The organism is Niabella ginsenosidivorans, assembly GCF_001654455.1.
GTDB lineage: Bacteria > Bacteroidota > Bacteroidia > Chitinophagales > Chitinophagaceae > Niabella > Niabella ginsenosidivorans.
In genome coordinates, this window is sequence record NZ_CP015772.1 from 2,477,613 (window position 1) to 2,501,904 (window position 24,292).

A 24,292-nucleotide genomic window follows, 5' to 3' on the forward strand; every position below is an offset into this window, starting at 1 on the left:
ATGCAACAGGGAGTATACCATTTATTTACTGCTTTGGGTAATGCTTTGTTCAGCAGTTTCTGGCAGATGGGCCTGAGCTGGTTACTGGTGATGCTTTATAGCCATCTGCGCCCGGGGTTATCCCCCACATCAAAAAGCCTGCTGAATTTTGCAGGACTGCTTACAGGTTTTGCGGCTTTTCTTTTGACCTTTATTATTTCCCTTGTAACGCCTCAAACAGAAAACGGATTGCTGAAGTGGCTGATCAACCGGGAGTGGATACACAATATTTTTAATTATGGGGCTGTTTTGTACCTGTTATTACTAGCAATACCGGCAAAAAATATTATCAGAAGCGCCTGCCAGGTTTACAGGTTGCGTAAAGACAGACTGGAGAGGGTGCCCGGCACGCTGAAGATTTTTATGCTGGATGCAGTAAACTACCTGGGGATCAAAAGAAAGGTACAATTGTATGCTTCATCCATTGTATCTTCTCCTTTAACCATTGGTTTCTTAAAGCCAATGATCCTTTTACCCCTGGCAGTCATTAACCAGCTAACACCCCAACAGTTAGAAGCTATTCTCCTTCATGAATTAGCGCACATAAAAAGAAACGACTATCTCATTAATCTGATCAACCAGATAATTCTTGCGGTTCTGTATTTCAATCCCTTTGCAAAGCTGCTGGTAAAAGCACAGGAACTGGAGCGCGAAAAATCGGCCGACCAATGGGTACTGCAGTTCCAGTACGGGCAGCATCTGTATGCTTCCACGCTATTACAGCTTGCAAGAGACCAGCATACCTTTAATGCACTGGCCATGCATGTTTCAGGAAAAGAAAGCCAGTTAAGCCAGCGGGTACAGGCAATTATGGGCATTGAAAAGAAACAGTCCTTCCCGCTGAAAAAGGTGGCAATGCTTGTTCTATTCCTTTTATTATCCGGCGGTTTTTATTATTCTGCCAACAAAAACGTGCCTGCTCCGGTAACTACAGCTATCGCTTCCCTTCCCTATTTCAACCCGGAAGCCCTTAACCCTGTTTTTGCTGCAAAACAGAACCTGGCTAAAAACGAATTTAAGATCATACCCATACCGGCTATAGAAAAGCCCGACAGCGGGCCGGCAGACAATGCCATTTATTTAAAAATAACAGAAGACCCGAATGGCAAGATTGAAGCTCCGGCAAAACCCAAACCGATAGAAGCAGGCCCGGAAGCCAATCCATCGTTTGTATCCCATATAACTCTTGTTGTTCCCAACCTGGACAGTACGGCAGAGCATACAGTACAGGAATCTATAAAGACACTTAAACAAATCGTTACAGAAATGGCCTGGGAAAAAATTGAAAACAGCCTGGCTGAAACGGTTTCTGAAGCTCAGAAAAAGATCCTGAAGGCCAGGATGGAGCAGGCCTTTGACAAGCTGAATTGGGAAGAAAGCGCAAATAAACTGCGCGCACTGTATAATGAGATCGACTGGGCAAAAGCCGAGGCACAGCTTAACGCCAGTCTGGATGCAATACTTTCCTCAAAGAAAAACCCGGCTGCCTGTAAAAACGCAATAAGAAGCCTGCAGACGGCCCGCAAAACCAGCCGGCAGTCAGCAATAGCAGCAGCAGCCGACAGTGCTGCCCGCTCTTTACAACAAGAAAAGATAATAGCTAAAAGGACTTTTGCTGCGGACAGCAACGCTCATAAAAAAATAATGGACCTGTAAGAAAACGGGGGTATTCAAAGCTCTCATTTTATTGGTTATCTTTGCTTCCTAATTGAGTGAGTATGAGAATAACCGCGGATAACCGTTTTAGAAAATTAATCGTTATTGGAGATCGTTTGCTTATAAAGCCGGTTCAGGGCAATGAGCGTACAGCAAGCGGACTTTACCTGCCTCCCGGTGTACAGGAAAAGGAAAAGGTACAGCAGGGATACGTTATAAAAACAGGCCCGGGCTATGCCATCCCCATTCCTGTTGAAAACGAGCCCTGGAAATCAGATGAGGACCAGGTAAAATATGTACCCCTGCAGGCAAAAGAAGGCGACCTTGCTATCTTTCTGCTAAGCGGCGCTACAGAAGTAATGTATGAAAACGAAAAGTATTTTATTGTTCCGCAGAGTGCCATTTTAATGCTGGAGCGGGAAGAGGATCTTTAACCCATTAAAACTTTTTTATGAAAGGTTTCCATGCTGATATTGAAAAAGAGACATTGTCCAATGAACATTTCAGGAAAGTGCTCTATACCGGCAGGCATATGCAACTGGTATTAATGACATTGAAAGCCGGCGAAGCGATCGGGTCTGAGATCCACGCAGAAAATGACCAGTTCTTCCGTTTTGAAAGCGGTAAAGGCAAATGCATTATCGACGAAAATGAATACCCTGTAGAAGACGGCAGCGCAATTATTGTTCCTGCCGGCGCACGCCACAATGTGATCAATACAGGCAATGAACCATTAAAAATGTATACCATCTACGCCCCGCCCCATCATAAGGACGGTATCACCAGGGCTACCAAAAAAGAAGCAGAAGAGAACGAGGCAGATTTTGACGGTATTACTACCGAATGATCCGGCAGAAGAAAAGCCGAAACAGGAGCAAAGGCCGGGATGCTTATTGCTTTCGGTGCAGTAATTTTTGTTTCAGGATTTCATATTCCCCCGCACCTTTATTTTTCATATCCGATAAGTATTTGTGCTCCTGTGCTATGTGAAGACCATCAGCTGAAGCATGCGCAGGCAAACCAGGCTTTGTTATTTTGAGATCATAAACAATCCGGTTAATACGGGCTGAAAGTTTTCTGCCCCGGCTAAGCCTCAGCAGCAGTTTGGGGATGATTTTAATAAAATTGATTTCGATGCATTAGGTACTATTGTTGCGATATGGAGCGTTTAGGCGTTTTATCTTAAGAACCGAATCAATACGACTTTAAATGAAAAAACTCCTGCTGTTAACCATGCTGCTTTTTACTACAACATTTTTATTGGCCCAGGATACCATTTACCTGAGAAACCGGCAGTTAATACATGGTACAATAAAAAGACGAAACCGGAGCTTCATTTATTATCAAAGACAGGGTAAAATAAGAAATGCACCTCTGCTGGCCTGTGCCCTGATCGATTCTATAAAATATAGTAACGGGCTAACCTGGCGCTTGTTGGATTATACAACAGCCCGCCATGAAAAGAAACAACTGGCCGTGAAGCAGAAAAAGCAAAGAAGCCGTTTTGACGAGCCCTACGTCAACAGGATTGCTATTGGCGCTACAAATATGGATCCCGTATTTATCCTGGAAAGACTATTGGGCTCCGGGCGCGGGATTACGCCTGTGATAGCAGCCGGTATCACCTATGAAAGGCGGATTGTAAAAAACAACGGATCAGTGTTTGCTATCTCTTCATTTGGGCTGAACCGCGATTTTACAGTATTGGAGCAGGCGGTCGCTATTTCTTTTTCAAAAGGCCTTCTGCCACCATTGGTGCAGGGCCCTACATTGGCTTTGCCAATCAAATAGTGGAAGAGCAGGATGAAACAGTAGATACTTATCACGGTTACCCCATAGTTATAAAACGGTATCCTTCAAATTCCCTTACTTATGCAGTTAATTTTAATGTCCAGCTCAATAACCGGAAACATTTATTTCTTTCTCATGATTTTTTCCCGGGCGGTTCCCGTTATCTCCGTTCCGGTTCCTGGTCTGGCCACTTTGCCTACAGGTTAAGTGTTGGGCTTCGCTTTTAGTACCTGATTTTTAGAACAATATTTGTCTGTAACAATTTATAAAGGCGGCGAAGCAGCCATTAATGTTCGGAACGTTTAATCATTTTAGCTTTGATAATTCTGATATCATAAACGGGCCGGTCTTTATCTTTTCCTTTGCTGGTGGGAGCAGATGCAATTTTATCCAATACCTCATAGCCGCTTATTAATTGTCCGAATACCGTGTAGTTCCCATCCAGGTGCGGAGTTCCTCCTCTGGTGATATATACCTTCCTGTGGTCTTCAGGAAGTTTTGCGCCTTTCAGCCGTTTTTCTTCCAGCGTATCCAGTCCGCCGCTGGTCCATACCCGGCCCTGTACAATATAAAACTGACTGCCGCTGCTCGCTTTTTGCGGGTTCACATCATCTCCTTCACGGGCGGCACCCAATGCCCCTTTCTGGTGGAACAGGCGCGCATTCAGTTCTGCCGGTATCGTATACTTTGGCCCGCCCTCTCCCAGCGGTTGCCCGCCATGAGCATGGCGGCTATCCGGATCACCGGATTGGATCATAAAATTCTTTATCACCCGATGAAATAATATGCCATTATAATATTTTGACCTGACCAGCCTGATGAAATTATCTCGATGCTGTGGTGTAAGATCACTCAGCCGCAACACCATATTGCCATAGTTGGTTTGCAGCAGCACGTCTTTTTTATAATCAGCCTCCGTTATTTTACCGGTAGCACAACCTGCAAGCAACAGGACAACAGCAACAAGTATAAATAAGCTTTTTCTCATTTTAATAGTATCACTCCAGGTAATGTAACTGGCATACAAGACGAAGGACGGCTCGCACAATGGGTTCCGGAAGGAGTCTCTTTTTCCGGTGTGTAAAACACGAACCGGGATATTTGATATTGCCTGAAAATCTTTACTTCACGCGTTTCTTCAGATCTTCTACTTTAATAGACATCTGGCGCCCTATTTCCTTTTTGCCCCTGTAAGTAATCACTCTAAGCAATTGGGCATCTTTCGGAATCAGCAGCGGCGCTTTATATTTCGGATAAAAGCGATCCGGTGCGGAATTGTCAAAGCTGGTGTAAATATCCAGACCTTCAATTTCAGGCGTAAGCGTTACATAATAGTCAGTTCCCTTTTTGGCTACAGAAACAACAGGATCATAAATAGCAGGAGAATATTTGATCTCGGCTTCATCAAAGCGCTTAAAGAACTGCTCCGTTTTACTTACAAAATTATTCCAGTTCTTTTTGTTCGCCGGGCTCCACACAGATTCTGCAATGGCCAGGCCACGCGGCCATGTCATGTATTCCGCCTGTCGCATGTTATATACATTCTCCGTCCACAGGTTGGCCTGCCCGCCTAAAACATATTCGGCATTGGCGCCCTGAGGCACGGGATTGAACTCATAAGCTTTAGATAGGCGCAATGTAGCATAAATAGGCACTTCCGTACTTACATCGCCCTGCATATAGTCAATATAGGCATATTGGGTAGGGCTCATCACTACATAGTGTTTGGACTGGGAAGCTTCAATACCATATTTTTCACCACGCCAGCTCATCAATGCCGCAGTTGGAGAAATGCCTCCTTCAAGGATCTCATCCCAGCCCATCAGTTTCTTGCCTTTTGAATTAACAATTTTCTCCAGCCGTTTTTCAAAATAAGCCTGTACCTGAGGCATGGTCTTTAAATTTTCCTTTTTCATCAGCGCCTGCACCTGGGAGCTTTTCTCCCAGAAATTATGCGGCGCTTCATCGCCTCCTACATGAATATACGGGAAGGGAAATAATTGTGCCACTTCGGTAATGACTTTATCCATAAAACCATACACTTTTTCGTTGGCAGGGCAAAGTGTATTATCAATTAATGCAATGGGTGGTGCGCCGTGCGACCAGTCCATAATGGGCTGCCCATAACGTACCTGGTATTGATCGGCGCCTTCTGTGCAGGATAGCTCAGGGTAAGACGCTATTGCAGCCAGGCTGTGGCCCGGCACATCAATTTCCGGCAGGATATTTATAAAGCGCTCTTTTGCATATTGCACCAGCTCTTTAATGTCCTCATGCGTATAATAGCCCCCGTACGATTTTTTTTCATCAGGCTCAGCAGGAGAAAACGTATTGAACAGACCGGTACGGTTAATACGCCATGCGCCCACTTCTGTCAGTTTGGGCAGGCTTTTTATCTGCAGTCGCCAGCCCTCATCATCGGTTAAGTGAAAATGAAAAATATTGTACTTAAAGCGGGACATGTTGTCAATATATTTTTTTACTTCATCCACTGTAAAGAAGTGGCGGGACACATCCAGCATCAGTCCTCTCCAGCCCACTCTCGGGTAATCTGTAATTTCAGCAACAGGCACTTTCCAGACAACGCCGTTCACCGGTTCCATACTTTCAATTTCCGGTGGCAACAACTGTAAAAAGGTTTGCGCACCATAAAACAACCCGGCAGGTTTGTTGGCAGCGATCACTATTTTATCCGGTGTTACAGAAAGCGTATAACCTTCATCTCCGATACGGGCATTGGGGCTTTTATTAAGCACTAAGTTAATGGTAGCACTGCGGCTTCCTTTTTGTTCCTGAACAGTGGAACCGGTACGACTCAATTTTTGCTTTAACAAGCCGGTGGTATAGCCCAGATCAGCTTTTTCAGGAATGCCAATCGTTACCTGCTGAGGCAGTGTAAACGTACCGGAACCGGCAATGAGTGAAACCGGTTCGGGGATAATGGCGATCTTTTCCTGTGCAACGGCTACAAGCAGTGTAAAAGCCAACAGCAAAGTGAATGAAAACTTTTTCATATTATTTTGTTTTACCAATAGAAAGCCCTGCAGGGCTATATTTTTTTTACCTTAGGCGCTACTGTTATTACCCGGCTCATTTTTCCAGCAGGGCATTGAATCCGGCCGATGCCGTATCAGCAACGGCCCCGTCTTTCCCGGAATAAATAAAATAGCCTTCCAGCCCCGGGTGCTTTTTTAAAAAAGCAAAAGCCTCATTGACAGACATGCCCATAAACACATTATCATAGGCATCCGCTGTAATGCCGTCCTTTGCCAGCACCGTAGCGCTGATCATTTCATTCCGGATCGAATAGCCTGTACGCGGATCCATCAGGTGTGATATTTTTTTGCTACCGCTTTTATATGCGTTGCGGTATTTGCCGGAAGTGGTTACGGCCCCCTCTTTCACGCGGATCCTTTTTATTAATACCGGGTTACTGTCATCAACAGTTTCAGATGGGCGTTCAATGCCTATTTTCATGAGCTCCCCGGAAGGCTGTTTGCTCCCTTTTACCCGGATCTCGCCACCCACTTCCACCAGGTAATTCCGGATTCCCTTTGACTCAAAGAAACCGGCGATCACATCCACAGTATAGCCCTGTGCAATACCATTTACGTCGATCGTCGTCCGGTAATCTTTTTTTATAAGGCTGTCTTCTTTAAAATAAATTTTCCGGTACCCCACATAAGATAGTACTTCTCTGATCTGCCGCGCAGTGGGCTCCGCTTTTGTCTTTCCTTCCGGGCCAAAACCCCAGAGCTTTACCAGGGGCATGACCGTTATATCAAAGATCCCGCCGGAAGCCCTAGATACTTCCAGCGCTTTGGCAACAACCTTCTTAAGGTGCCGGTCGGCGATAATGCCTCTTTTACACTGATTAAACCTTGTAATTAAAGAATAAGGTTTGTATACAGACAGTGAACTGTCAATGGAATGGAAGATGCTATCCGCCTGCGACCGCCTTAGTACGCTGTCCTCTGCGTAATAAGTAATATGATAGGTAGTACCCTGAGCGAACCCGTTTACATGATATGGTTTGAGCTCATTGGATTTTCTGAAAAAAGAAAATACAAGGACAACCGTTAAAAACCCTGACAAGCGCCATCCCCATTTTAATACCTGAGCCATAAACGTCAAAGATAGGTAATACCGGTTCTAAAAATCAGCGCCCCGGAATAATATTTTAATTGCCTGCAATATGAATAATTCCTATGTAACAATTAAAACGTTGGGCATAATGATGCTCAATTCCCGCTATTCATGCCTGCCAGGCTTTGAGAAGCTTCCGGCATCTGAACAACGTCCTTAAACGAAGGCTCTAACCATTTAACCACATGTTCGTAGCATGGGAAAACAGTGACCGGAGTCACCGGAGAGGTGCTCAAATAATAATTACGGAGCAGAAAAATTTATCTGCTTTATTATTGACAAGTATTATGCCTTCTCCTCTGACATTTCTAATATTAGGGCCCATTCTTCCGGTTTCACTGTTTGCACAGACAGCCTGCCTAAACGCACCAGATCCATTTCCTTTAATGCCGGCACCTCTTTTATGGCTGCAAGTGGTACTGTTTTTTTCAGTTTTTTATAAGGAGCCACTTCAACAGCTACCCAGCGCTCGTCTGTGGTGGTAGGATCCTGGAAAGCTTCTTTGGTGATCTTTGCAATACCTACGATCTCCATTCCTTCATTGCTATGATAAAAAAAAGCCAGGTCTCCTTTTTTCATTGCACGCAGGTTCAGGCGGGCTGCATAATTACGAACACCATCCCAAACTGTTTTCTTATCCTTTACCAGCTGGTCGTAGCTGTATTTAAAAGGTTCTGATTTTATAAGCCAGTATGACATGTGATTTTTTTAAAATTGAAAAAACTAAAATTCTTTTACTGCACTTCAAAAATAGTCTGATAAAAATTGTTAAGCGCCGAAACCGGTTCCAGTTTCCTGTAAAAACATTCCTGGAAGAGTTTTACGGCATAGAACTCATGATTGGGTACATTAAATTCATCCAGGATGATCAGGTCCCCTCTTTTCAGATAAGGGTACAGTTGGGACAGCACAAAGAGCGTTGAAGAGAACAGGTCCGCATCCAGCAGGATCACCTTTATCCCTTCCCTGCGCATCAGGGTTCTGTTTTGTTCAATTGCATCAGCAAGCGTATCCTGGAATATTCCTTTGAAAAAGCGATACCGGGTGTCAACATATGCCTTCTCTGTATGTGCCATTGCGCCCTTTTTATAGAAAGGCCCCCAATTTTCCGGTAACCCCTCAAAGGTATCAAACCCCCAAAATGTGGTTTCGGGGTGTTGTGCATGTTGCAGCCACCACTCAAAGGATACACCGGAAGCTACTCCAAACTCCATGTATAAAAATGCCTGATCCCGTAACTGATAGCGGTTTAAAATATATTCAAATCCATTGATCCGTTTTTCATAATTACGGCCCCATGTAAAATAATCAGTATTGGCCGGCAGCCTTTTATTCCGGTGTATCCAATGAGTTAATAAACCGAGGTTATAGAGGAAAAGCAATACCTTTCTGAAAGGATAAAACAAATACCCTACCCCGCTAACCAAAATAAGATCCTTTACAAAGCGATTCAATTTTGCAAACATTCAGCATCATTATTATGTCAAAAGATTAAAAATCAAATATAAACCATTTTAATAAACAGGGATTTGAATATAATTAACAGGGTTCACCCGGAATAGTCCTATTTTTAAAGAAACAAATAAGCACAGCTGTGGATCAGATAAGTATTTGGGAGCAGGACACTTATTATGGGTTGCAGGATATCATTATTATTGGCGCAGGTTTTACCGGCTTGTGGACGGCTATTTTCCTGCGGCAAAAATTTCCGTCAAAAAAAATAACCATAGTGGAAAGAGGCACCATTCCTGCGGGAGCCTCCCTGCGTAATGCAGGCTTTGCTTGTTTTGGAAGCCTTACCGAAATTTTATCAGACGCAGGCCTTATGGGCCATGAAAAAGCGCTGGAACTGGTGCGCATGCGTTTTGATGGGTTACGTACCATTCAAAAAGTTTTTGGAAATGCGCTCATTGACTTTTCTCTTTGCAAAGGATATGAATTATTATCCGGAGAGGAATACCTGAAAGACCTTTCAATGCTGAATGAATGGCTTTACCTGGTTACAGGATCGCCGGACACTTTTACTGTTTCAGATGAAAAAATTGAATCATTTGGGTTTGGCGCCATTGCCCACCTGATCGAAAACCGTTTTGAAGGTAGTTTGCATTCGGGCAAATTGGTGAACGCACTATTTCAACTGGCCGTAAAAATGGACATCCGGTTCTTATTTGCTACAACAGTCAGAGAGGTGGAAGAACAATCAGATGGTATCAGGCTGATCACTGCAAAGGGACCTGATCTGCGAACAGAACGGCTTGTATATTGCACCAATGCCTTCAGTAATCAGTTGTTGCCCAAAACAGACCTGGTACCTGCAAGAGGCCAGGTGCTGTTAACGGAGCCTGTTCCGGATCTGAAGTTTACAGGAACCTTTCATTACCAGGAAGGGTTTTATTATTTCAGAAACCTGAATGACCGCATCCTGTTAGGCGGCGCGCGTAACACGTCTCTCCAGACAGAATATACGCTGGACGCCTTTACCACGCTGCCTGTTCAGCAGGCACTGGAACATTTTTTAAGCACAGTAATCCTTCCCGGCCGGTGTCCGGAAATTACGCATCGCTGGGCAGGTATTATGGCAATGGGAAAAGAGAAAATGCCTGTTACAGAACAACTGAGCGACCGCAGTTTTTGCGCGCTCCGTATGAGTGGCATGGGCGTTGCGTTAGCTCCTGCTGTTGCCAGGAAAATTGTGGAACTGTTTTAAACCCGGATCAACGAAGCCTGTTTATGAAAATCAAAAGAAATCTCCTGCCGTTTCTGCTCTTTTGCTTATCCGTTATGGAAATACCATCAGTAAATGCACAGTTGCTATTTCCGGACAGCGGGGCACCTTTTCTTCCGGACCTGGTAAGCACAAAGAATGCAGAAGTAAAGACCAATTTTAACAGCACCGGCACAAAGATGCTGTGGGGTGGTATTGACCGCATCAAAGGTAAAAAAGACCCGGATATCCGGGAGCTCCACAAAATAAATGATCAATGGGCACCCGCACAGCCGGCAAACTTCAATTCAGACTCCAGCGATTCTGATCCTTTCTTTGCACCGGACGACAGTGGCATTTATTTCTTTTTCAGGCAGGACGGGTGGTTTTGGAGGAGATGCTCTTTACTTAGCTCCGTATGACCTGCAGACCGGTCAGTTCGGAATGCCGCAGAATTTTAGCCCGATGGTCAATTCAAAAGGCAATGAATGGGCGCCGTTAACAGATCCTAAAGGAATTTATTTATATTTTGCAATCGATAGATATGGCGGGTGCGGAAAGCAGGAATTTTTTAAAATTAAAACAGACAGGATCAAGAACTCCCGGCCGGAGCACCCTGGCAGCATTATGAATCCGGCGGATGACGATTTTGACGCGGCCCTGCTTCCGGAAGGCATCCTGGTCTTTACCTCTACCCGTGGTGACCATAAAACAGCTCAGCACTATTATTTCAAAGAAAAACGGACGCTGAGCCCTGTTAAGTTACCCGGATGGACTGATCAATAATCCCGGTGTATGGGCATTCAGGCCTTCTGTTTCAGCAACAGAGCCCGGATATCTTTATTTTAGCGGAAAGCAGGAATGTGGGAAAGACCGATATTTATAAGATCCTTTACACCAACACACCTTTAAAAAAATGATATATGAAATTTGGAAAAGTCGCACACCCGGAAACCATTGATTTTACGCTGCCAAAAGATAACCCTGAAACTTCCAGGGTTTTGGGCCTGGCAAAGAAAACAGACTTTGAAGTTGCGGTTGGCTGTGCCAAATGGAACCGTACAGATCTGAAAGGTTTTTATCCAAAGGGAACCAAAGATGAACTGGCTTATTATGCCACGCAGTTTAATTGCATTGAACTGAACGCTACGTTTTATAAAATGCCGGATTGGAAACAGGTTAAGACCTGGAAGGATAAAACACCGCCCGGTTTTAAATTCTTTCCAAAACTTACCAATACGATCAGCCATTACAAACGCCTGACAGATGTACAGCCTGAAGTAGAGGAATTCTGCAACGCGATCAGCAATTTTGATGACCGCCTGGGTATGGCCTTTTTACAGCTGCATGATAATTTCAAACCCAGGGATTTTGACCGGCTTGAAAAAATGCTGACCCATTTTCCCAAAGAGATTCCATTGGCTGTGGAAGTAAGAAATGAAGAATGGTTTGCTGATAAAACAATCTTAAAAAAATATACCCGACTGTTAGAAGAGCTGGGCAGGACCAATATTATTGTGGATACGGCAGGCCGCCGGGATCTGCTGCATATGCGGCTTACAGGCCCTGTAGCTTTTATCCGCTATGTAGGCGCCAATCACCCCTCCGATGTTGACCGGCTAAATGACTGGATACCGCGTATTAAAAAATGGCGGAAGCAGGGACTCCAGAAATTATATTTTTTTGTGCACCAGAATGTAGAGCTGGAATCCCCGTTGCTGGCCGCGCACTTTATTCGCTCGGTCAATAAAACTTTCGGCCTTTCATTAAAAATACCGGATAAGGCCAACGAACAGGGATCGTTGTTTTAAGCCTTTCTTTACTGCGGCTGTAATGCCTCGATCTCTTTAATAGCGCCGGTCAGCTCTTCATCCGTAAAAGAGTGGTTTTGCAGTTTGCCGTCAAAATAATCCTGGTAGGCTGCCATGTCTACAAACCCATGTCCGCATAAATTAAAAAGAATGGTTTTGCTGATCCCTTCTTCTTTTGCTTTATTCACTTCGCGCAGTACCTGGGCAATACCGTGGTTGGCTTCCGGTGCAGGCACAATGCCTTCTGTTTTTGCAAACAATACCCCTGCTTCAAAACATTCCAGTTGCTGAATGGCACTTGCCTCAATCAAATCATCTTTCAATAACTGACTACATAGAACACTGGCTCCATGATAACGCAGGCCACCTGCGTGTATAGCTGCAGGTGTAAAGGTGTGGCCCAGGGTATACATAGGCAGCAGCGGCGTATAGCCCTGTGTGTCGCCAAAATCATACATAAATTTCCCCTTGGTTAATTTTGGACAGGAAGCTGGTTCCACTGCAATACAACGTACATTTTTACCTTCTATCTTATCTTTTATAAAAGGGAAAGATAAACCTGCAAAATTGGAGCCGCCACCCAACGGAGCGATGATAATGTCCGGGTAATCGCCTGTATATTCCATTTGCTTTTTAGCCTCCTGCCCAATAATGGTCTGATGCAGCAATACATGGTTCAGTACAGAACCCAGGGAATACTTGGTATTTTCATCACCGGCTGCTATTTCAATCGCCTCGGATATAGCCAGCCCCAGGCTTCCCGGTGTATTGGGGTTTGCTGCCAGTGCGTTCCTGCCGGCCTGGGTATTGGTGCTGGGCGATGCATAGACCTTAGCCCCAAAGGTGTTCATTAATATTTTGCGATAAGGCTTTTGATCATAGCTGATGCGCACCATGTATACCTCACAGTCGATACCAAATTGCGCGCAGGCAAAGCTTAAGGCCGTGCCCCACTGCCCTGCTCCTGTTTCAGTTATAATGCGTTTTACTCCTGCTTTTTTATTGTAGTACGCCTGTGGAATTGCGGTATTGGGTTTATGGGAACCACTGGGGCTTGTTCCTTCATATTTATAATAAATTTTACAGTCTGTCTTCAAGGCTTTTTCCAGACCCGTGGCTCTTATCAGCGGTGTCGGGCGCCAGATACGATAAGCTTCCCTTACTTCTTCAGGAATATCAATATAGCGCTCTGCTGATACTTCCTGCTGGATCAGCTCCATGGGGAACAATGGAGCCAGGTCTTCCCCGCTGATGGGTTGCCTGGTGCCCGGGTGCAAGGGCGGCAGGGGCTTATTGGGCATATCTGCCACTATGTTGTACCACTGGGCAGGCAGATCTTTCTCATTCAGCAAAATTTTCTTTTCCATTTCTTGCAAACTGTTTTAGAGCTAAATATAAAGCACTTATACTTTATAAACAATTTATAATGAACCAGGATCAAAAATAGTAATTTAACTTCCGGTCAACGCAGACACTATTGCCGTTAACTTATGGCCCGGGCCTGCAGCTCCTGAAACAAAAACAGATCCCGGAACAAGCCCGGGATGCCATTTTCAGGGTGCCCCCTAAGAATGATTGTCACTGCCTCATCCGAACTTTCGGATGATTTTGTTTTTACAAATGGAAAACTCAATATGACAATTAAGGGGCCTTTGGTCAGCGCCAAAAATGTGACGTATAATGCGTGCTTCCTTATTGAAAGCAATACTTCTACCACCCGCTTGCCAGCACATCTGCCAGGTGCATGGTTTTGATGGGATATTTTTTATTATCTATATAGCCCTGCAGATGCATCAGACAGGAAAGGTCGGTGCTGATGAGGTATTCAGCACCTGTGGCAAGAGCATTTTCTACTTTCTGCTCTCCCATATTTATAGATATTCCGGGAAATTTTACGGCAAAAGTACCTCCAAACCCGCAGCAGGTCTCTACATCGTTCATTTCATTCAATATCAGTCCGCGGACGTTGGCAAGCAGGGTTCTTGGCTCCGCTTTTATTTTGCATTCACGCAGGCCGGCGCAGCTGTCGTGATAGGTGGCATTCCCTTTTAGTGCAGCACCGGTATCCGTTACCTGTAATATATTAATCAGGAACTCAGAAAACTCAAAGATCTTTGCTCCCAGCGCTTTTACTTCATTATGCAGGGATGAATTATCAAACAATGTCGGGTAATAATTACGTACAAAGCCCACGCAGCTTGCACTGGGCGCTACCACATAACCGGCACCACTGAAGTCGTTTAAGAATTTGGTACAAACCGCCTTTGATTCTTCCCGGAAACCGGCATTAAAAGCGGGCTGACCGCAACAGGTCTGGTTGGTATTATAAGCAACCGTACATCCGAACTTTTCCAGCACCTTTACCATATTAAACCCGGTTTGGGGATAAAGCTGATCTACAAAGCAGGGTATGAATAATTGTACGTTCATGTTACTTTTTCTGTGCTTTTTGATATTCTTCTATCGTCATTTCATCTCCGCTAACGGGTTCTGTTATTTTAATATCGAAGGTTTGCGGATCTACCGTAAAATTATAATAAGTTTCAAAATGTGCAGCATTGCCATTATACCCCGCCCTCACACGAATCCTTTTGTCACCGGCCGTATCCATTAAAAATGCAAGACCGTGTTTATGACGGCTGAACGAATCAATATATTCCTGGGTTTCTGCCACAAAAGGGATCTTTTGCAGACTGTCTGTGATCATTTTCTCTGTGATCGCTCCGGCGGGAGGCTGGGTGCTTATGGTGTCCGGATGTGCCCTTATTAAGGTAGCGGCAGTATCTGCAGGTGTTGCTGGTTTATTTCCTGTTTCGTTACAGGAAACAATCAATTGCAGAGCCAGCAATCCGGCAAAAAAATAAAAATACTTCATTCCTTTATTTTTAATGACAAGGTAATCCGTTCCTGAATAACAACTGTGTGCTGAAACGCATCCGGTGGCTGCCGGAAGGTGGTGCCTGGTTGGATGGCATCCGGAGTTCTCACCATTCTTTCTTTGCTGCTTTTATGGCAGGCAGGAGCCCCGGCAACACAACATCAGCGGATAAAACCTTTGATCAGGAATTGATCATTTTAAGAGCGGTAATGGCCGCTTCCTCTCCCTTATGCCCATGAGCGCCGCCAATACGTTCCTTTGCCTGTGCCTCCGTATTTACGGTCAGCACCCCATAGATCGTTGGTATGGGCAGCATAAGATTGAGCTGCAACACTCCCTGTGTTACAAAATCGCACACATAATCAAAATGCGGCGTATCTCCTTTTATAACGCAACCCAGGGCAATAAAAGCATCCGGAGCTTCGGAGTTTTTATTCCGTTCCCAGCAGCGCTTAATGGCGAAGGTAATTTCCACCGCACCCGGAACAATCAATGTCTGGTGCTTCACTCCGTATTGCTTAAAAACAGCTATACATCCGGCTTCCAGCTCATTAACGATAGCTGCGTTCCATTCCGTTTTTACTAAAACAACACAGGCATCCTTTTTCAGAATGCCCGCGTTCATATTATACAGATCACTGTTTCCCTGTGTTGCCATTAGTTTACATTATAAACGCCTAGCTGCGCTAAATATTTATCAGCATCAAATCCCTGCTGCGTACGCGGATATTTTTCTTTCAACTGCGTATAAAGGTCTATTGCCTCTTTTTTATTGTTCAATACATGTTGGGCCAGGTATGCCGCGCTGAACAGGGCATCTGCCGAAGCCGTTGCATCATCTTCAAAGGTCGTAGCTGCCTTTTTGTAATTTTCCAAAGCCTTTGCACCATTGCCCATATCGCCATAAGCATCGCCCAGCAATTTATAGGCACGTTGCTGTACCGGTTTGGAACCGGTCTTAAACTCACTCAGATATTTCACCGCTTTATCATTCTGATTCAGCTTAATATAACAGACCCCTGCATAAAAATTTGCCAGATTCCCGGTTGGTGTACCGCTGTATCTGCCTGCGATTGCTACAAAACCTGGATTTACACCATCGCCGTTCAGAGCCAGGTTAAAGGAGTCTTTTGCAAAATATTCCTGGGCCTTAAAACTTCTGTCCAAAGCTTCTTCTATCTTTGGCCGCTGCACAAAGGATTTATAGAGCATAAACCCTGCAACAAAAAGAACAACCGCACCCAATACGATGCTTAATTTCTTACCGTTCTTTAACCAGAAAACCCTGAGATTATCCACTGCGTTTGAACCTGTATTATGCTCATTTACAGTTTCATTATTACGCTTATCTGTCATTTAATGTAAATATTTATTTGTTTTTTTAATCTGTTATAAAAGGATAATGCTCATCTACGTATACATCTTTCAGCACCTCATCATCGTTAGGGAAAGGACTTTCTTCTGCAAATTTTACGGAAGCGGCTACCACTTCATCACAGCGGGTATCAATTTCCCTGATCTGGGCCTCGGTGGCAGTCTTACTATCCAGGATCGTTTTTCTTAACTGGTTAATAGGGTCCTTTGCTTTATATTCATCTACTTCTTCTTTCGTTCTGTATTTCTGCGGATCGCTGATTGAGTGGCCTTTATACCGATAAGTTTTAATTTCCAATAAGGTAGGGCCGCCTTTTTCCCGTGCCCTTTTTACCGCTTTTGCTACTGCTTCATGAACGGTTTCAGGGTCCATACCATCCACCATTTCAGAGGGCATATCATAAGCAGCGCCTAATTTATAGATATCATGGATATTGGAAGTGCGCTCTACTGAAGTGCCCATTGCGTAATTATTGTTCTCGCAAATGTAAATGACCGGCAGCTTCCACAGCATGGCCAGGTTAAAGGACTCATGCAGGATTCCCTGGCGGGCAGCGCCATCTCCAAAAAAGCAAAGCACTACATTTTCAGTACCTTTATAGTGTTCAGCAAAAGCAAGACCTGTTCCAACACCTATCTGGGCGCCTACAATACCATGGCCGCCATAGAAATGCTGCTCCTTGCCAAAAAAGTGCATACTGCCCCCCTTTCCCTTTGCACAGCCGGTAGCCTTACCATATAATTCGGCCATACAGCTATCTACAGAAACTCCTTTTGAGATGGCTAAACCATGATCACGATAACCCGTAATAAAAATATCTTCCGGTTTTGTGGCGGTCATACACCCTGCGGCAATGGCTTCCTGGCCTACATAAGCATGAAAAAAACCACGGATCTTCCCTTCCATTTTATACTTTTCCTCAGCCGTAAGCTCAAACGTGCGGATGAGCTGCATCAATTCATACCAGTACAGGTAGGTTTCTTTTGAAAATTTTGTTGCCACGTCTAAAATTTTGAGTAGCAAATGTAAGGGAAAAATTCTGATTTATACCCTTTTAACCTGCCTGCCCGATTGAATTTATATACATTTTTTGTACTGCCTCCTGCGCGCAGCAACCATAGGCCGCACCGGCCTTCTTTCAGCCTGCTGTTCATCCGGTTATCGGCGCCCTGCATCAGGAACTTACCAGGTTACTTTTAGCAGCAACCTGTATTAAAAACTACAGATTGATGAGCTCCTCCCTAAAATATGTTCTGGTCCAACTGGGAATTTTACTCCTCCCGCCGGCTGTTTACCTGATCCTGTTTGAAATGACCCCGCCGCAGGCAACACCGGATGATCATTATGTAGACAGTGGCTTAAGAGCAATGATCCTTGTTTTTATGTGGTTTGTTATATGGCAGGATTAAGAATTGCCCGATGGATTGGGCACTACCGGCAACAGGGTGACCGCTGGTGGATGGATCTGTTGCTGCTCTTTATGATAGGTGTACCTGTATTGATTGCCAGGCTGATGTTCCTGCATTAAAAGTGGGTGGTTATTTGTTAGCTGCTTAAACAATTTACAAAACCCGGAAAAATACCGGCAATTATAAAAACCATAAACACTTAACTTAGCGCTTTTATTAAGTGTTTGGGTGCAGTATCAATCAGATCCATATAATTATCAATCACTTATCGATTATTGCTTTCAATAGACTCCATATCGCTCCTGCAGTTTAAGAACTATACCAACAGGAACTTTGCTTTTCCAAAGAAGGTAGTGGCCATCTGCGGCAAGAACGGGGTTGGTAAAACCAACATCCTGGATGCGATCCATTACCTCTGTTTTACCCGCGGCTATTTCAGCAAAACGGATGCGGTAAACGTACAGCAGGGAGCCAGCGGGTTCCGCATTGAAGGCCGGTTTTTATTAAACGTTGCTGAGGAAAAAGCCGTTTGCATCCTGCGGGAAAACGGGAAGAAAGAGTTCTCTGTTAACGGGGAGCCCTATGATAAATTCTCAAAGCATATCGGCCGTTATCCCTGCGTGGTCATTGCCCCGGATGATGCCGTGCTGATCACAGGCGGCAGCGAGGAACGAAGGAATTTTATGGATGCCCTGCTCTCCCAGCTGGATCCTGAATACCTGAAGCAACTGATCCTCTATAATAAAATTTTACAGCAACGTAACAGCCTTCTTAAAACGGCACTGGAAACAGGACCTCTTGATGAATCATTGCTATCCGTGCTGGATGAACAACTGATCCCTGCCGGTAACTTTCTTTTTACCAGGCGGCGCGATGCCCTGATCACTTTTTTACCAAAGGTCAGGCGCCTGTATACGGAAATTGCCCAACAGGAGGAACAACTTTCCCTGTTGTATGAAAGCCGGTTACTGGAAGCCCCTTTTGAAGCCATACTGCAGGCAGTGCGGCCAAAAGATAAGGCATTGGGCAGAACGACTGCCGGGATCCACAGAGATGATATCAGCATCCAGCTAGGTGAACAGCCTTTTAAAAGCATTGCTTCACAGGGGCAGCGTAAGAGCCTTTTGTTTGCCTTAAAGATAACGGAGCTGGAAGTGCTGGCAGCTGAAAAGAAATTTACGCCCATTCTCCTGCTGGATGATGTTTTTGAGAAACTGGATGAAGACCGGATGAGCAATCTCCTGGCCAGGGTTTGTGCTGCAGACAGCGGGCAGGTTTTTATAACAGATACCAACAGGGAACGTATTGTTCAGCATATGGAAGCGTTGCAGGCAGATTTTCACCTGATCGAATTATAAATGGGTCTGTTGGCAACAGATCCGGGCTGTGAAAAAAATCGCTCCCTATCTCTTATCAGCGTTGTTTATATTTCATTGTCCTGCTATCGCTGATAATGCCTTTCCAGCTCATGCCATAGCCAAAATCGTATACATGGCCTTCACTATCTCTGTAGGGTTTCATATCCAACGGCACATCTTCTTTTTGCATTTCCACTGTTTGCATATCGGCCGGCAACTGCAGGGGCAACAGGCCCGAAGGCTCGGCAGTACCGGATAAGACATCAGCCATAGCCTGATCCTGCACACCAAAGGCAACCAGCAACCCGTCAATTTGTGGTTCAAATTCCGCCACTACGGCGGGATTGGTCAGGGTCATGCACACTATTACCGGCTTCCTTTTCATAGCTGCCTTTGTATCCAGTATCGACTTCAGATCCGTTACATTAGACGCGGTCACTGTTTTGTTCTTATAGGATCTGTTGGTGATGCCCGGATCTACTACAGGATCACCGGCAGCAATGCTTTGCTCCCTGGCGGCCGTAGCTTTATACTTTTCATATTGCAGGCTGACAGGCACATAGCCATTGCCTCCATTTTGCCGGTCTTTTGCATCATAGCCCACACCGCTGTTTGGGCCTTTTACAAATACAATGGCAAGATCTGCCTTTGCCGGGTCATCGGTTATATTGAAATATTTTTTCAGGATGTCAAGGTTTACAGGGTATTCCACGCGCTCCGGTGTTATGGTACCAAACCAATCCCTTCCGGCCGGCACAATGCGTTTGGGAATATAGACCGTCTTATTTTTTGAAAGCGGCAGCACCTGTCCTTTGTTCTTGAGCAGCACGATGGATTTCAGCTGCGCTCCATACCCTGCTTTCATGAATTCAGCATTTCCCACGATCCTTGCAGAGGCTTCGGGATCAACATAAGGGTTCTCAAACAAGCCGGTATTAAATATATTGCGCAGCAGGCGCACGGCAGATTGTTCAAAACGTTTGCGCATAAAAGCTTCCCCATGCTCTTTCACTCCCATCTGGTAAGCCTCCAGTACGGGGCCCGCGGCATTGTTGCCTCCGAACTGATCAACCCCTGCCATCAGGATCTTATAATGCCGCTCCGCAACAGAAAGCTTTTCAACACCCCAGGACTTGCCTAAGAAAACATCCGGCTGCTTTCCTTCATCAGCTGTAATCATCCAGTCCGTGCAAACAACCCCATCGTAGGCATATTTATTGCGCAGCAGATCGGTGATGATGTATTTACTATAGCTGTTCCCTACGTTCTCCCCGTATTTTTTATCCTGGTTATAGGAAATGGTATAATACGGCATTACTGCTGCGGCAGATTTTGTTTTGCCGTTCAGCTTGAATGCCCCGTCAATAAAAGGCATCAGGTGCATCCGGAAATTATTACCGGGATAAACTGCAAATTTCCCGTATGCAAAATGAGCATCGCGCCCTCCTTCTTCGGGTCCGCCTCCGGGCCAGTGTTTTACCATGGCATTCACACTGTGAAAGCCCCACCCGTTCTTTATTTCCGCCGTACCGGCAGAGGTCTGGAAGCCATCCACATAGGCCCGGGCCATATCAACAGAAAGCCGGGGATTCTCACTAAATGTACCATTGAAGCGGCTCCACCGCGGCTCCGTTGCAAGATCAATTTGCGGAGATAAAGCAGTGGCAATGCCCAAAGCACGGTATTCCTGTGCGGCTATATGACCAAACTGCTCAACGAGCTGAGGGTCAAAAGTAGCCGCCATGCCTATCGGCTCCGGCCACATGGAAATAGTGCCGCCGGCGCCTATATTATATTCTGCATTGGCTACCACGCCGTTTCGCGGATCAGAGCTGTTGTTAGCCGGAATTCCCAGGCCCAGCCCTTCCACAAAAGCCTGCACATTATTGTTCCAGCGTGCAGCTGTTTCAGGGCTTTTTACACGCGTTACCAGGATATGCCGCAGGTTGTCTTCTTTAAGAAACGCCTTTTGCTGATCGCTGATGGCATCAGGCGATGCATCACTGGAGTCAATGGGTTTACCGTTATAGGTTCCGGATCCAAAGCCTTTGGGGTTTGCCGGTATTGCCTGGTGAGCACTGTACAACATAAGGCCCGCGATTTGTTCTACAGACATTTTTCCAGCCAGGTCTGTGGCCCGCTCATCTGCGGACAACCGCCAGTCTTCATATTTGTCTAATTGCCCGTTTTTATTCAGGTCCTTAAAAAAGCATCCATCGATGATCAGGATCTTTACGCCGGAACCGGGCGAATACCCAAGCACAGGGCCTGTTTTATTGGCTACAGTTTTATAAACCACTTTGTCTGAAGTATTGCTTACCTGCGCCAGGGTAGTATTCAGGAGGCCGGTTAACAGTAAGCTTGCAAGCAATCGTTTGGAAACGATCAGGTGATTGTAGATACACATAACCAAACTTACATTAAATTTTTCATTCATAAATAGAATACGCAAATGAGGGTTTATGTATAAATCTGTAAACTATTTTTACTGTTCCGGGTAAAAGCTATCGGAATACGGATGGGCAAATACTGTTTTTATTTTGAAAAATGGGTTTAACGCTTATTCGTCTCCTGATAGTCGGGACGTGGTATTGTGAATGAACTTTTAATGGTCCATTACAGCAAAAAATAAATTGACGCATTCGCTCTGATGCACAAATGAAGGGTAAAATATTTTTTGGATAAGCCATCGTTTCCTATTACTTTAGGTCAACCAATTTTAAATAAATGAATAATCTGGATGCCGTAAAATCCGGCCGGTTCCTGGCCCTGGATATTTTTCGGGGAATGACAATCTGTTTTATGATCATTGTTAATACGGGCGGGCCTAACCCTTTTCCTGAACTCAGGCATGCAGAATGGAATGGTTTTACATTAACCGATCTTGTGTTCCCTTCCTTCCTGTTTGCGGTGGGGAATGCGATCAGCTTTTCAAAAGCAAAATGGGATCAGCAACCAGATCGTAAGGTGGTTCTGAAGATCCTGAAAAGGACGCTGCTGCTGTTCCTGATCGGCTACCTGATGTACTGGCTGCCCTTTGTAAAAGTAGACGTGCTGAACCAGGTACATTCTTTTCCCATCGGCCAAACACGGATCTTTGGCGTATTACAGCGGATTGCGCTTTGTTATGGTATCGGCGCGCTGATCATCCGCTTTGCATCTGTAAGAACAGTGATCATTACCAGCATTTGCCTGCTTTTGGGGTATTGGCTGATTATGATGACCTTTGGCGATTATACCGTAAACGGTGCTGCTGAAACCAAACTGGATATCCTGTTGCTGACAAGAGAACATCTTTATATTAAAGATGCCCAAAACGCTTTTGACCCGGAAGGTATCTTAAGCACCCTGCCTGCCATTGTAAATGTGCTCATCGGGTATCTGGCGGGCGTGCATATACGAAAAAATTCCAAAAGCTTTGAAATGCTCGCCCGGCTGGCCATTACCGGGTTCCTGTTACTGGCACTTGGTTATTTGTGGAACCTTTCTTTTCCCATCAACAAAAAATTATGGACAAGCAGCTTTGTTTGCCTTACTACAGGCCTCGATTGCCTGATCATTTCTACCATTTTATATTACGTGGATTTTAAGGGGATAAAAACAGGGGTTGTATTTTTTGAGGTTTTTGGCAAAAATGCTCTGTTCATTTACCTGTTCAGCGAAGTGGTGCCCATATTACTTTACAGTTATCATATGCCCGATAAGCGCCCGCTTTTCAAAGCGCTTTACGATGTTACCTGGGGGCAATTAGGCACAGGTCATATTCCTTCCCTGTTATGGTCGGTAAGTTTTATGCTTTGCTGCTGGCTGGCTGGTTATTTTCTTTACAGGAAGAAGTTATTTATCAGGCTTTAAAAATAACCTGGGCGCGGCAGTTCCTTTATTCGAAGCTGGCCGGAAAGAATATCCGGATAGTACCGCTTTTCTACTAAACCCAGGATAAAAATATAACATTCCTTTTTCCCGGAGTTTAAAAGATGTTCTTTATTTCGGCAGCTCCGGCCGGCGCATCCGGTAAGGCACCCCGGTTAAGGTATGCAGAAAAGCTATTAATTGCTGCCGCTCTTCTTTGGTAAGACCAAGCGGTTTTAATAAATGATCGGTCCGGGGGAAAAGCGGGTCGTTCTTTTGCTCTTCTGTTTTGGCTTTTTGCGGCATACCGCTGTTGTACATATTTATAACGCCCTCCAGGTTATCGAATAGGCCATTGTGCATCCAGGGCCTCGTTCGCTCCAGTTCTCTTAGCGAAGGCGTTCTGAATTTGCCGACATCATCCTTATTATGAGTGACGTTATATCTGCCCAGGTCTTCGTACTTTCTTTTATAATACGTAAGCCCGATATTATGAAAGCTGGTATCGGTAAGAAAAACACCGTTATGACAGTTCATACAACGGGCTTTGGTGCGGAACAGGTGCAGGCCCGCAATTTCATCATCATTAAACGCTTTATAATCACCGCTCATAAATTTATCGAAACGGGTACCCCGGCTGCGGATGGTTTTCTGAAATGCAGCCAGGGCTTTTGAAATTTTGTCAAAGCTCCTTTTCTCTGAACCAAAAGCTTTTATAAATAAGCTGTCATAGCCCTTTATTCCGGCAAGCTTTTCAGGAAGTAAGGGCACGTCCATATTCATTTCGTGGTGGGCGCTTAAAGGCGCTACCATTTGTGATTCAAAATCATTTGCCCGGCCATCCCAGAATAATTTGGGATAGATATACACGTTTAAAAGGCTTTGCGTATTGCGGCTCCCCTGCAGGTGATCATTGCCTAAAGCCACTACTCTCCCATCCTGCCATGCCAGGTCAGGATCGTGACAACTGCTGCAGGAGATCTGGCTGGAACCGGAAAGACGGGGATCAAAAAAAAGGAACATACCCAGCCGGGTAACAGGGTCATTCTCTACCAGCATCCAGGTAGTATCTTTGGGAATAACCCCCATTTCATACCAGGTAACACCCGGATCGATAGCAGGTTCAGGCCATTGGCTCACAGGGCGGCTATATAAATTTCTCAGCGAATCAGCGTAGTGTTTAGATACCTGTGCAGAATGGTTGGTATATGAAAAAGACATCATGCCCAATACCACAATAATAGCAATGACTATAGAAGTTTTACGCATAGGG

Annotated in this window: 25 protein-coding genes; 12 read left to right on the forward strand and 13 right to left on the reverse strand. The window is 45.0% G+C overall.

Going from position 1 to position 24,292, the window contains the following annotated elements; genetic code table 11:
- The 4 genes from A8C56_RS10365 (at position 1) to A8C56_RS10380 (ending at position 3,486) form a co-directional block, all read left to right on the forward strand.
- Positions 1-1,695 carry a M56 family metallopeptidase gene (locus A8C56_RS10365; protein WP_067755442.1) on the forward strand — a complete coding sequence of 565 codons (1,695 nt, stop codon included), beginning with the start codon at positions 1-3 and terminating at the stop codon, positions 1,693-1,695.
- Positions 1,696-1,757: 62 nt separating this feature from the next.
- Positions 1,758-2,129 carry a co-chaperone GroES gene (locus tag A8C56_RS10370; protein ID WP_067755445.1) on the forward strand — a complete coding sequence of 124 codons (372 nt, stop codon included), beginning with the start codon at positions 1,758-1,760 and terminating at the stop codon, positions 2,127-2,129.
- Between the two features lie 17 nt (positions 2,130-2,146).
- A complete protein-coding gene (locus A8C56_RS10375) occupies positions 2,147-2,542 on the forward strand; it encodes a cupin domain-containing protein (protein WP_067755447.1) in 396 nt (131 codons plus the stop codon).
- A 362-nt stretch (positions 2,543-2,904) separates the two neighbouring features.
- Entirely contained in the window at positions 2,905-3,486 is a 582-nt protein-coding gene (locus A8C56_RS10380) for a hypothetical protein (RefSeq protein WP_067755451.1), read from the forward strand.
- A gap of 286 nt (positions 3,487-3,772) precedes the next feature.
- Here A8C56_RS10380 and A8C56_RS10390 read toward each other — a convergent pair whose 3' ends face one another.
- The 5 genes from A8C56_RS10390 to A8C56_RS10410 form a co-directional block, all read right to left on the reverse strand.
- The gene (locus A8C56_RS10390) at positions 3,773-4,474 is read right to left on the reverse strand and encodes a peptidylprolyl isomerase (RefSeq protein WP_067761863.1); all 702 of its coding nucleotides are present in this window, start codon (positions 4,472-4,474) and stop codon (positions 3,773-3,775) included.
- A 133-nt stretch (positions 4,475-4,607) separates the two neighbouring features.
- Positions 4,608-6,500 (reverse strand): beta-N-acetylhexosaminidase, encoded by a 1,893-nt coding sequence (locus A8C56_RS10395; protein WP_067755456.1) that lies wholly within the window; start codon positions 6,498-6,500, stop codon positions 4,608-4,610.
- Positions 6,501-6,576: 76 nt separating this feature from the next.
- Entirely contained in the window at positions 6,577-7,611 is a 1,035-nt protein-coding gene (locus tag A8C56_RS10400; RefSeq protein ID WP_067755458.1) for an FAD:protein FMN transferase, read from the reverse strand.
- Between the two features lie 306 nt (positions 7,612-7,917).
- Positions 7,918-8,331 carry an EVE domain-containing protein gene (locus tag A8C56_RS10405; RefSeq protein ID WP_067755462.1) on the reverse strand — a complete coding sequence of 138 codons (414 nt, stop codon included), beginning with the start codon at positions 8,329-8,331 and terminating at the stop codon, positions 7,918-7,920.
- Between the two features lie 35 nt (positions 8,332-8,366).
- Positions 8,367-9,098: a TylF/MycF/NovP-related O-methyltransferase gene (locus A8C56_RS10410; protein WP_067755464.1), complete on the reverse strand. Its 732-nt coding sequence runs from the start codon at positions 9,096-9,098 to the stop codon at positions 8,367-8,369.
- A gap of 128 nt (positions 9,099-9,226) precedes the next feature.
- Here A8C56_RS10410 and A8C56_RS10415 point away from each other — a divergent pair, with 128 nt between their 5' ends.
- The 4 genes from A8C56_RS10415 to A8C56_RS10430 all read left to right on the forward strand — a co-directional run bounded on the left by A8C56_RS10415 (position 9,227) and on the right by A8C56_RS10430 (position 12,147).
- Complete coding sequence (locus tag A8C56_RS10415; protein WP_245645840.1) at positions 9,227-10,339, forward strand: NAD(P)/FAD-dependent oxidoreductase; 1,113 nt, start codon at positions 9,227-9,229, stop codon at positions 10,337-10,339.
- A gap of 23 nt (positions 10,340-10,362) precedes the next feature.
- The gene (locus A8C56_RS10420; RefSeq protein WP_067755466.1) at positions 10,363-10,758 is read left to right on the forward strand and encodes a hypothetical protein; all 396 of its coding nucleotides are present in this window, start codon (positions 10,363-10,365) and stop codon (positions 10,756-10,758) included.
- A gap of 43 nt (positions 10,759-10,801) precedes the next feature.
- Positions 10,802-11,122, forward strand: a complete 321-nt coding sequence (locus A8C56_RS10425; RefSeq protein WP_157097946.1) for a hypothetical protein — start codon at positions 10,802-10,804, stop codon at positions 11,120-11,122.
- Between the two features lie 137 nt (positions 11,123-11,259).
- Positions 11,260-12,147, forward strand: a complete 888-nt coding sequence (locus A8C56_RS10430) for a DUF72 domain-containing protein (RefSeq protein ID WP_067755470.1) — start codon at positions 11,260-11,262, stop codon at positions 12,145-12,147.
- An 8-nt stretch (positions 12,148-12,155) separates the two neighbouring features.
- On the opposite strand, the gene A8C56_RS10435 is transcribed toward A8C56_RS10430, so the two are convergent.
- The 6 genes from A8C56_RS10435 to pdhA form a co-directional block, all read right to left on the reverse strand.
- Complete coding sequence (locus A8C56_RS10435) at positions 12,156-13,514, reverse strand: TrpB-like pyridoxal phosphate-dependent enzyme (protein WP_067755473.1); 1,359 nt, start codon at positions 13,512-13,514, stop codon at positions 12,156-12,158.
- A 343-nt stretch (positions 13,515-13,857) separates the two neighbouring features.
- Positions 13,858-14,577, reverse strand: a complete 720-nt coding sequence (locus tag A8C56_RS10445) for a (Fe-S)-binding protein (protein ID WP_067755481.1) — start codon at positions 14,575-14,577, stop codon at positions 13,858-13,860.
- Position 14,578: 1 nt separating this feature from the next.
- On the reverse strand, positions 14,579-15,022 hold the full coding sequence (locus tag A8C56_RS10450) for a hypothetical protein (RefSeq protein ID WP_067755483.1): 444 nt from the start codon (positions 15,020-15,022) through the stop codon (positions 14,579-14,581).
- A gap of 184 nt (positions 15,023-15,206) precedes the next feature.
- The gene (gene ribH / locus A8C56_RS10455; RefSeq protein WP_067755486.1) at positions 15,207-15,683 is read right to left on the reverse strand and encodes a 6,7-dimethyl-8-ribityllumazine synthase; all 477 of its coding nucleotides are present in this window, start codon (positions 15,681-15,683) and stop codon (positions 15,207-15,209) included.
- Positions 15,683-16,381, reverse strand: coding sequence for a tetratricopeptide repeat protein (locus tag A8C56_RS10460; protein ID WP_067755489.1), 699 nt, complete (start codon positions 16,379-16,381; stop codon positions 15,683-15,685). The genes ribH and A8C56_RS10460 overlap by 1 nt, the downstream gene beginning before the upstream one ends.
- A gap of 25 nt (positions 16,382-16,406) precedes the next feature.
- Complete coding sequence (gene pdhA, locus A8C56_RS10465) at positions 16,407-17,402, reverse strand: pyruvate dehydrogenase (acetyl-transferring) E1 component subunit alpha (RefSeq protein ID WP_067761867.1); 996 nt, start codon at positions 17,400-17,402, stop codon at positions 16,407-16,409.
- A 227-nt stretch (positions 17,403-17,629) separates the two neighbouring features.
- Between pdhA and A8C56_RS10470 the strand changes: the two genes are divergently transcribed.
- From A8C56_RS10470 to recF, 3 genes are all read left to right on the forward strand, one after another.
- On the forward strand, positions 17,630-17,809 hold the full coding sequence (locus A8C56_RS10470; RefSeq protein WP_067755495.1) for a hypothetical protein: 180 nt from the start codon (positions 17,630-17,632) through the stop codon (positions 17,807-17,809).
- A complete protein-coding gene (locus A8C56_RS25275; RefSeq protein WP_262492635.1) occupies positions 17,797-17,928 on the forward strand; it encodes a hypothetical protein in 132 nt (43 codons plus the stop codon). The genes A8C56_RS10470 and A8C56_RS25275 overlap by 13 nt, the downstream gene beginning before the upstream one ends.
- Before the next feature lie 156 nt (positions 17,929-18,084).
- On the forward strand, positions 18,085-19,167 hold the full coding sequence (recF, locus tag A8C56_RS10475; protein WP_067755498.1) for a DNA replication/repair protein RecF: 1,083 nt from the start codon (positions 18,085-18,087) through the stop codon (positions 19,165-19,167).
- Positions 19,168-19,222: 55 nt separating this feature from the next.
- Here the strand turns inward: recF and A8C56_RS10480 are convergent, their stop codons facing one another.
- The gene (locus tag A8C56_RS10480; protein WP_067761869.1) at positions 19,223-21,574 is read right to left on the reverse strand and encodes a glycoside hydrolase family 3 protein; all 2,352 of its coding nucleotides are present in this window, start codon (positions 21,572-21,574) and stop codon (positions 19,223-19,225) included.
- A 320-nt stretch (positions 21,575-21,894) separates the two neighbouring features.
- Between A8C56_RS10480 and A8C56_RS10485 the strand changes: the two genes are divergently transcribed.
- Positions 21,895-23,022: an acyltransferase family protein gene (locus A8C56_RS10485; protein ID WP_067755500.1), complete on the forward strand. Its 1,128-nt coding sequence runs from the start codon at positions 21,895-21,897 to the stop codon at positions 23,020-23,022.
- A 129-nt stretch (positions 23,023-23,151) separates the two neighbouring features.
- On the opposite strand, the gene A8C56_RS10490 is transcribed toward A8C56_RS10485, so the two are convergent.
- A complete protein-coding gene (locus tag A8C56_RS10490; protein WP_067755503.1) occupies positions 23,152-24,288 on the reverse strand; it encodes a cytochrome-c peroxidase in 1,137 nt (378 codons plus the stop codon).
- Positions 24,289-24,292 lie beyond the last annotated feature (4 nt).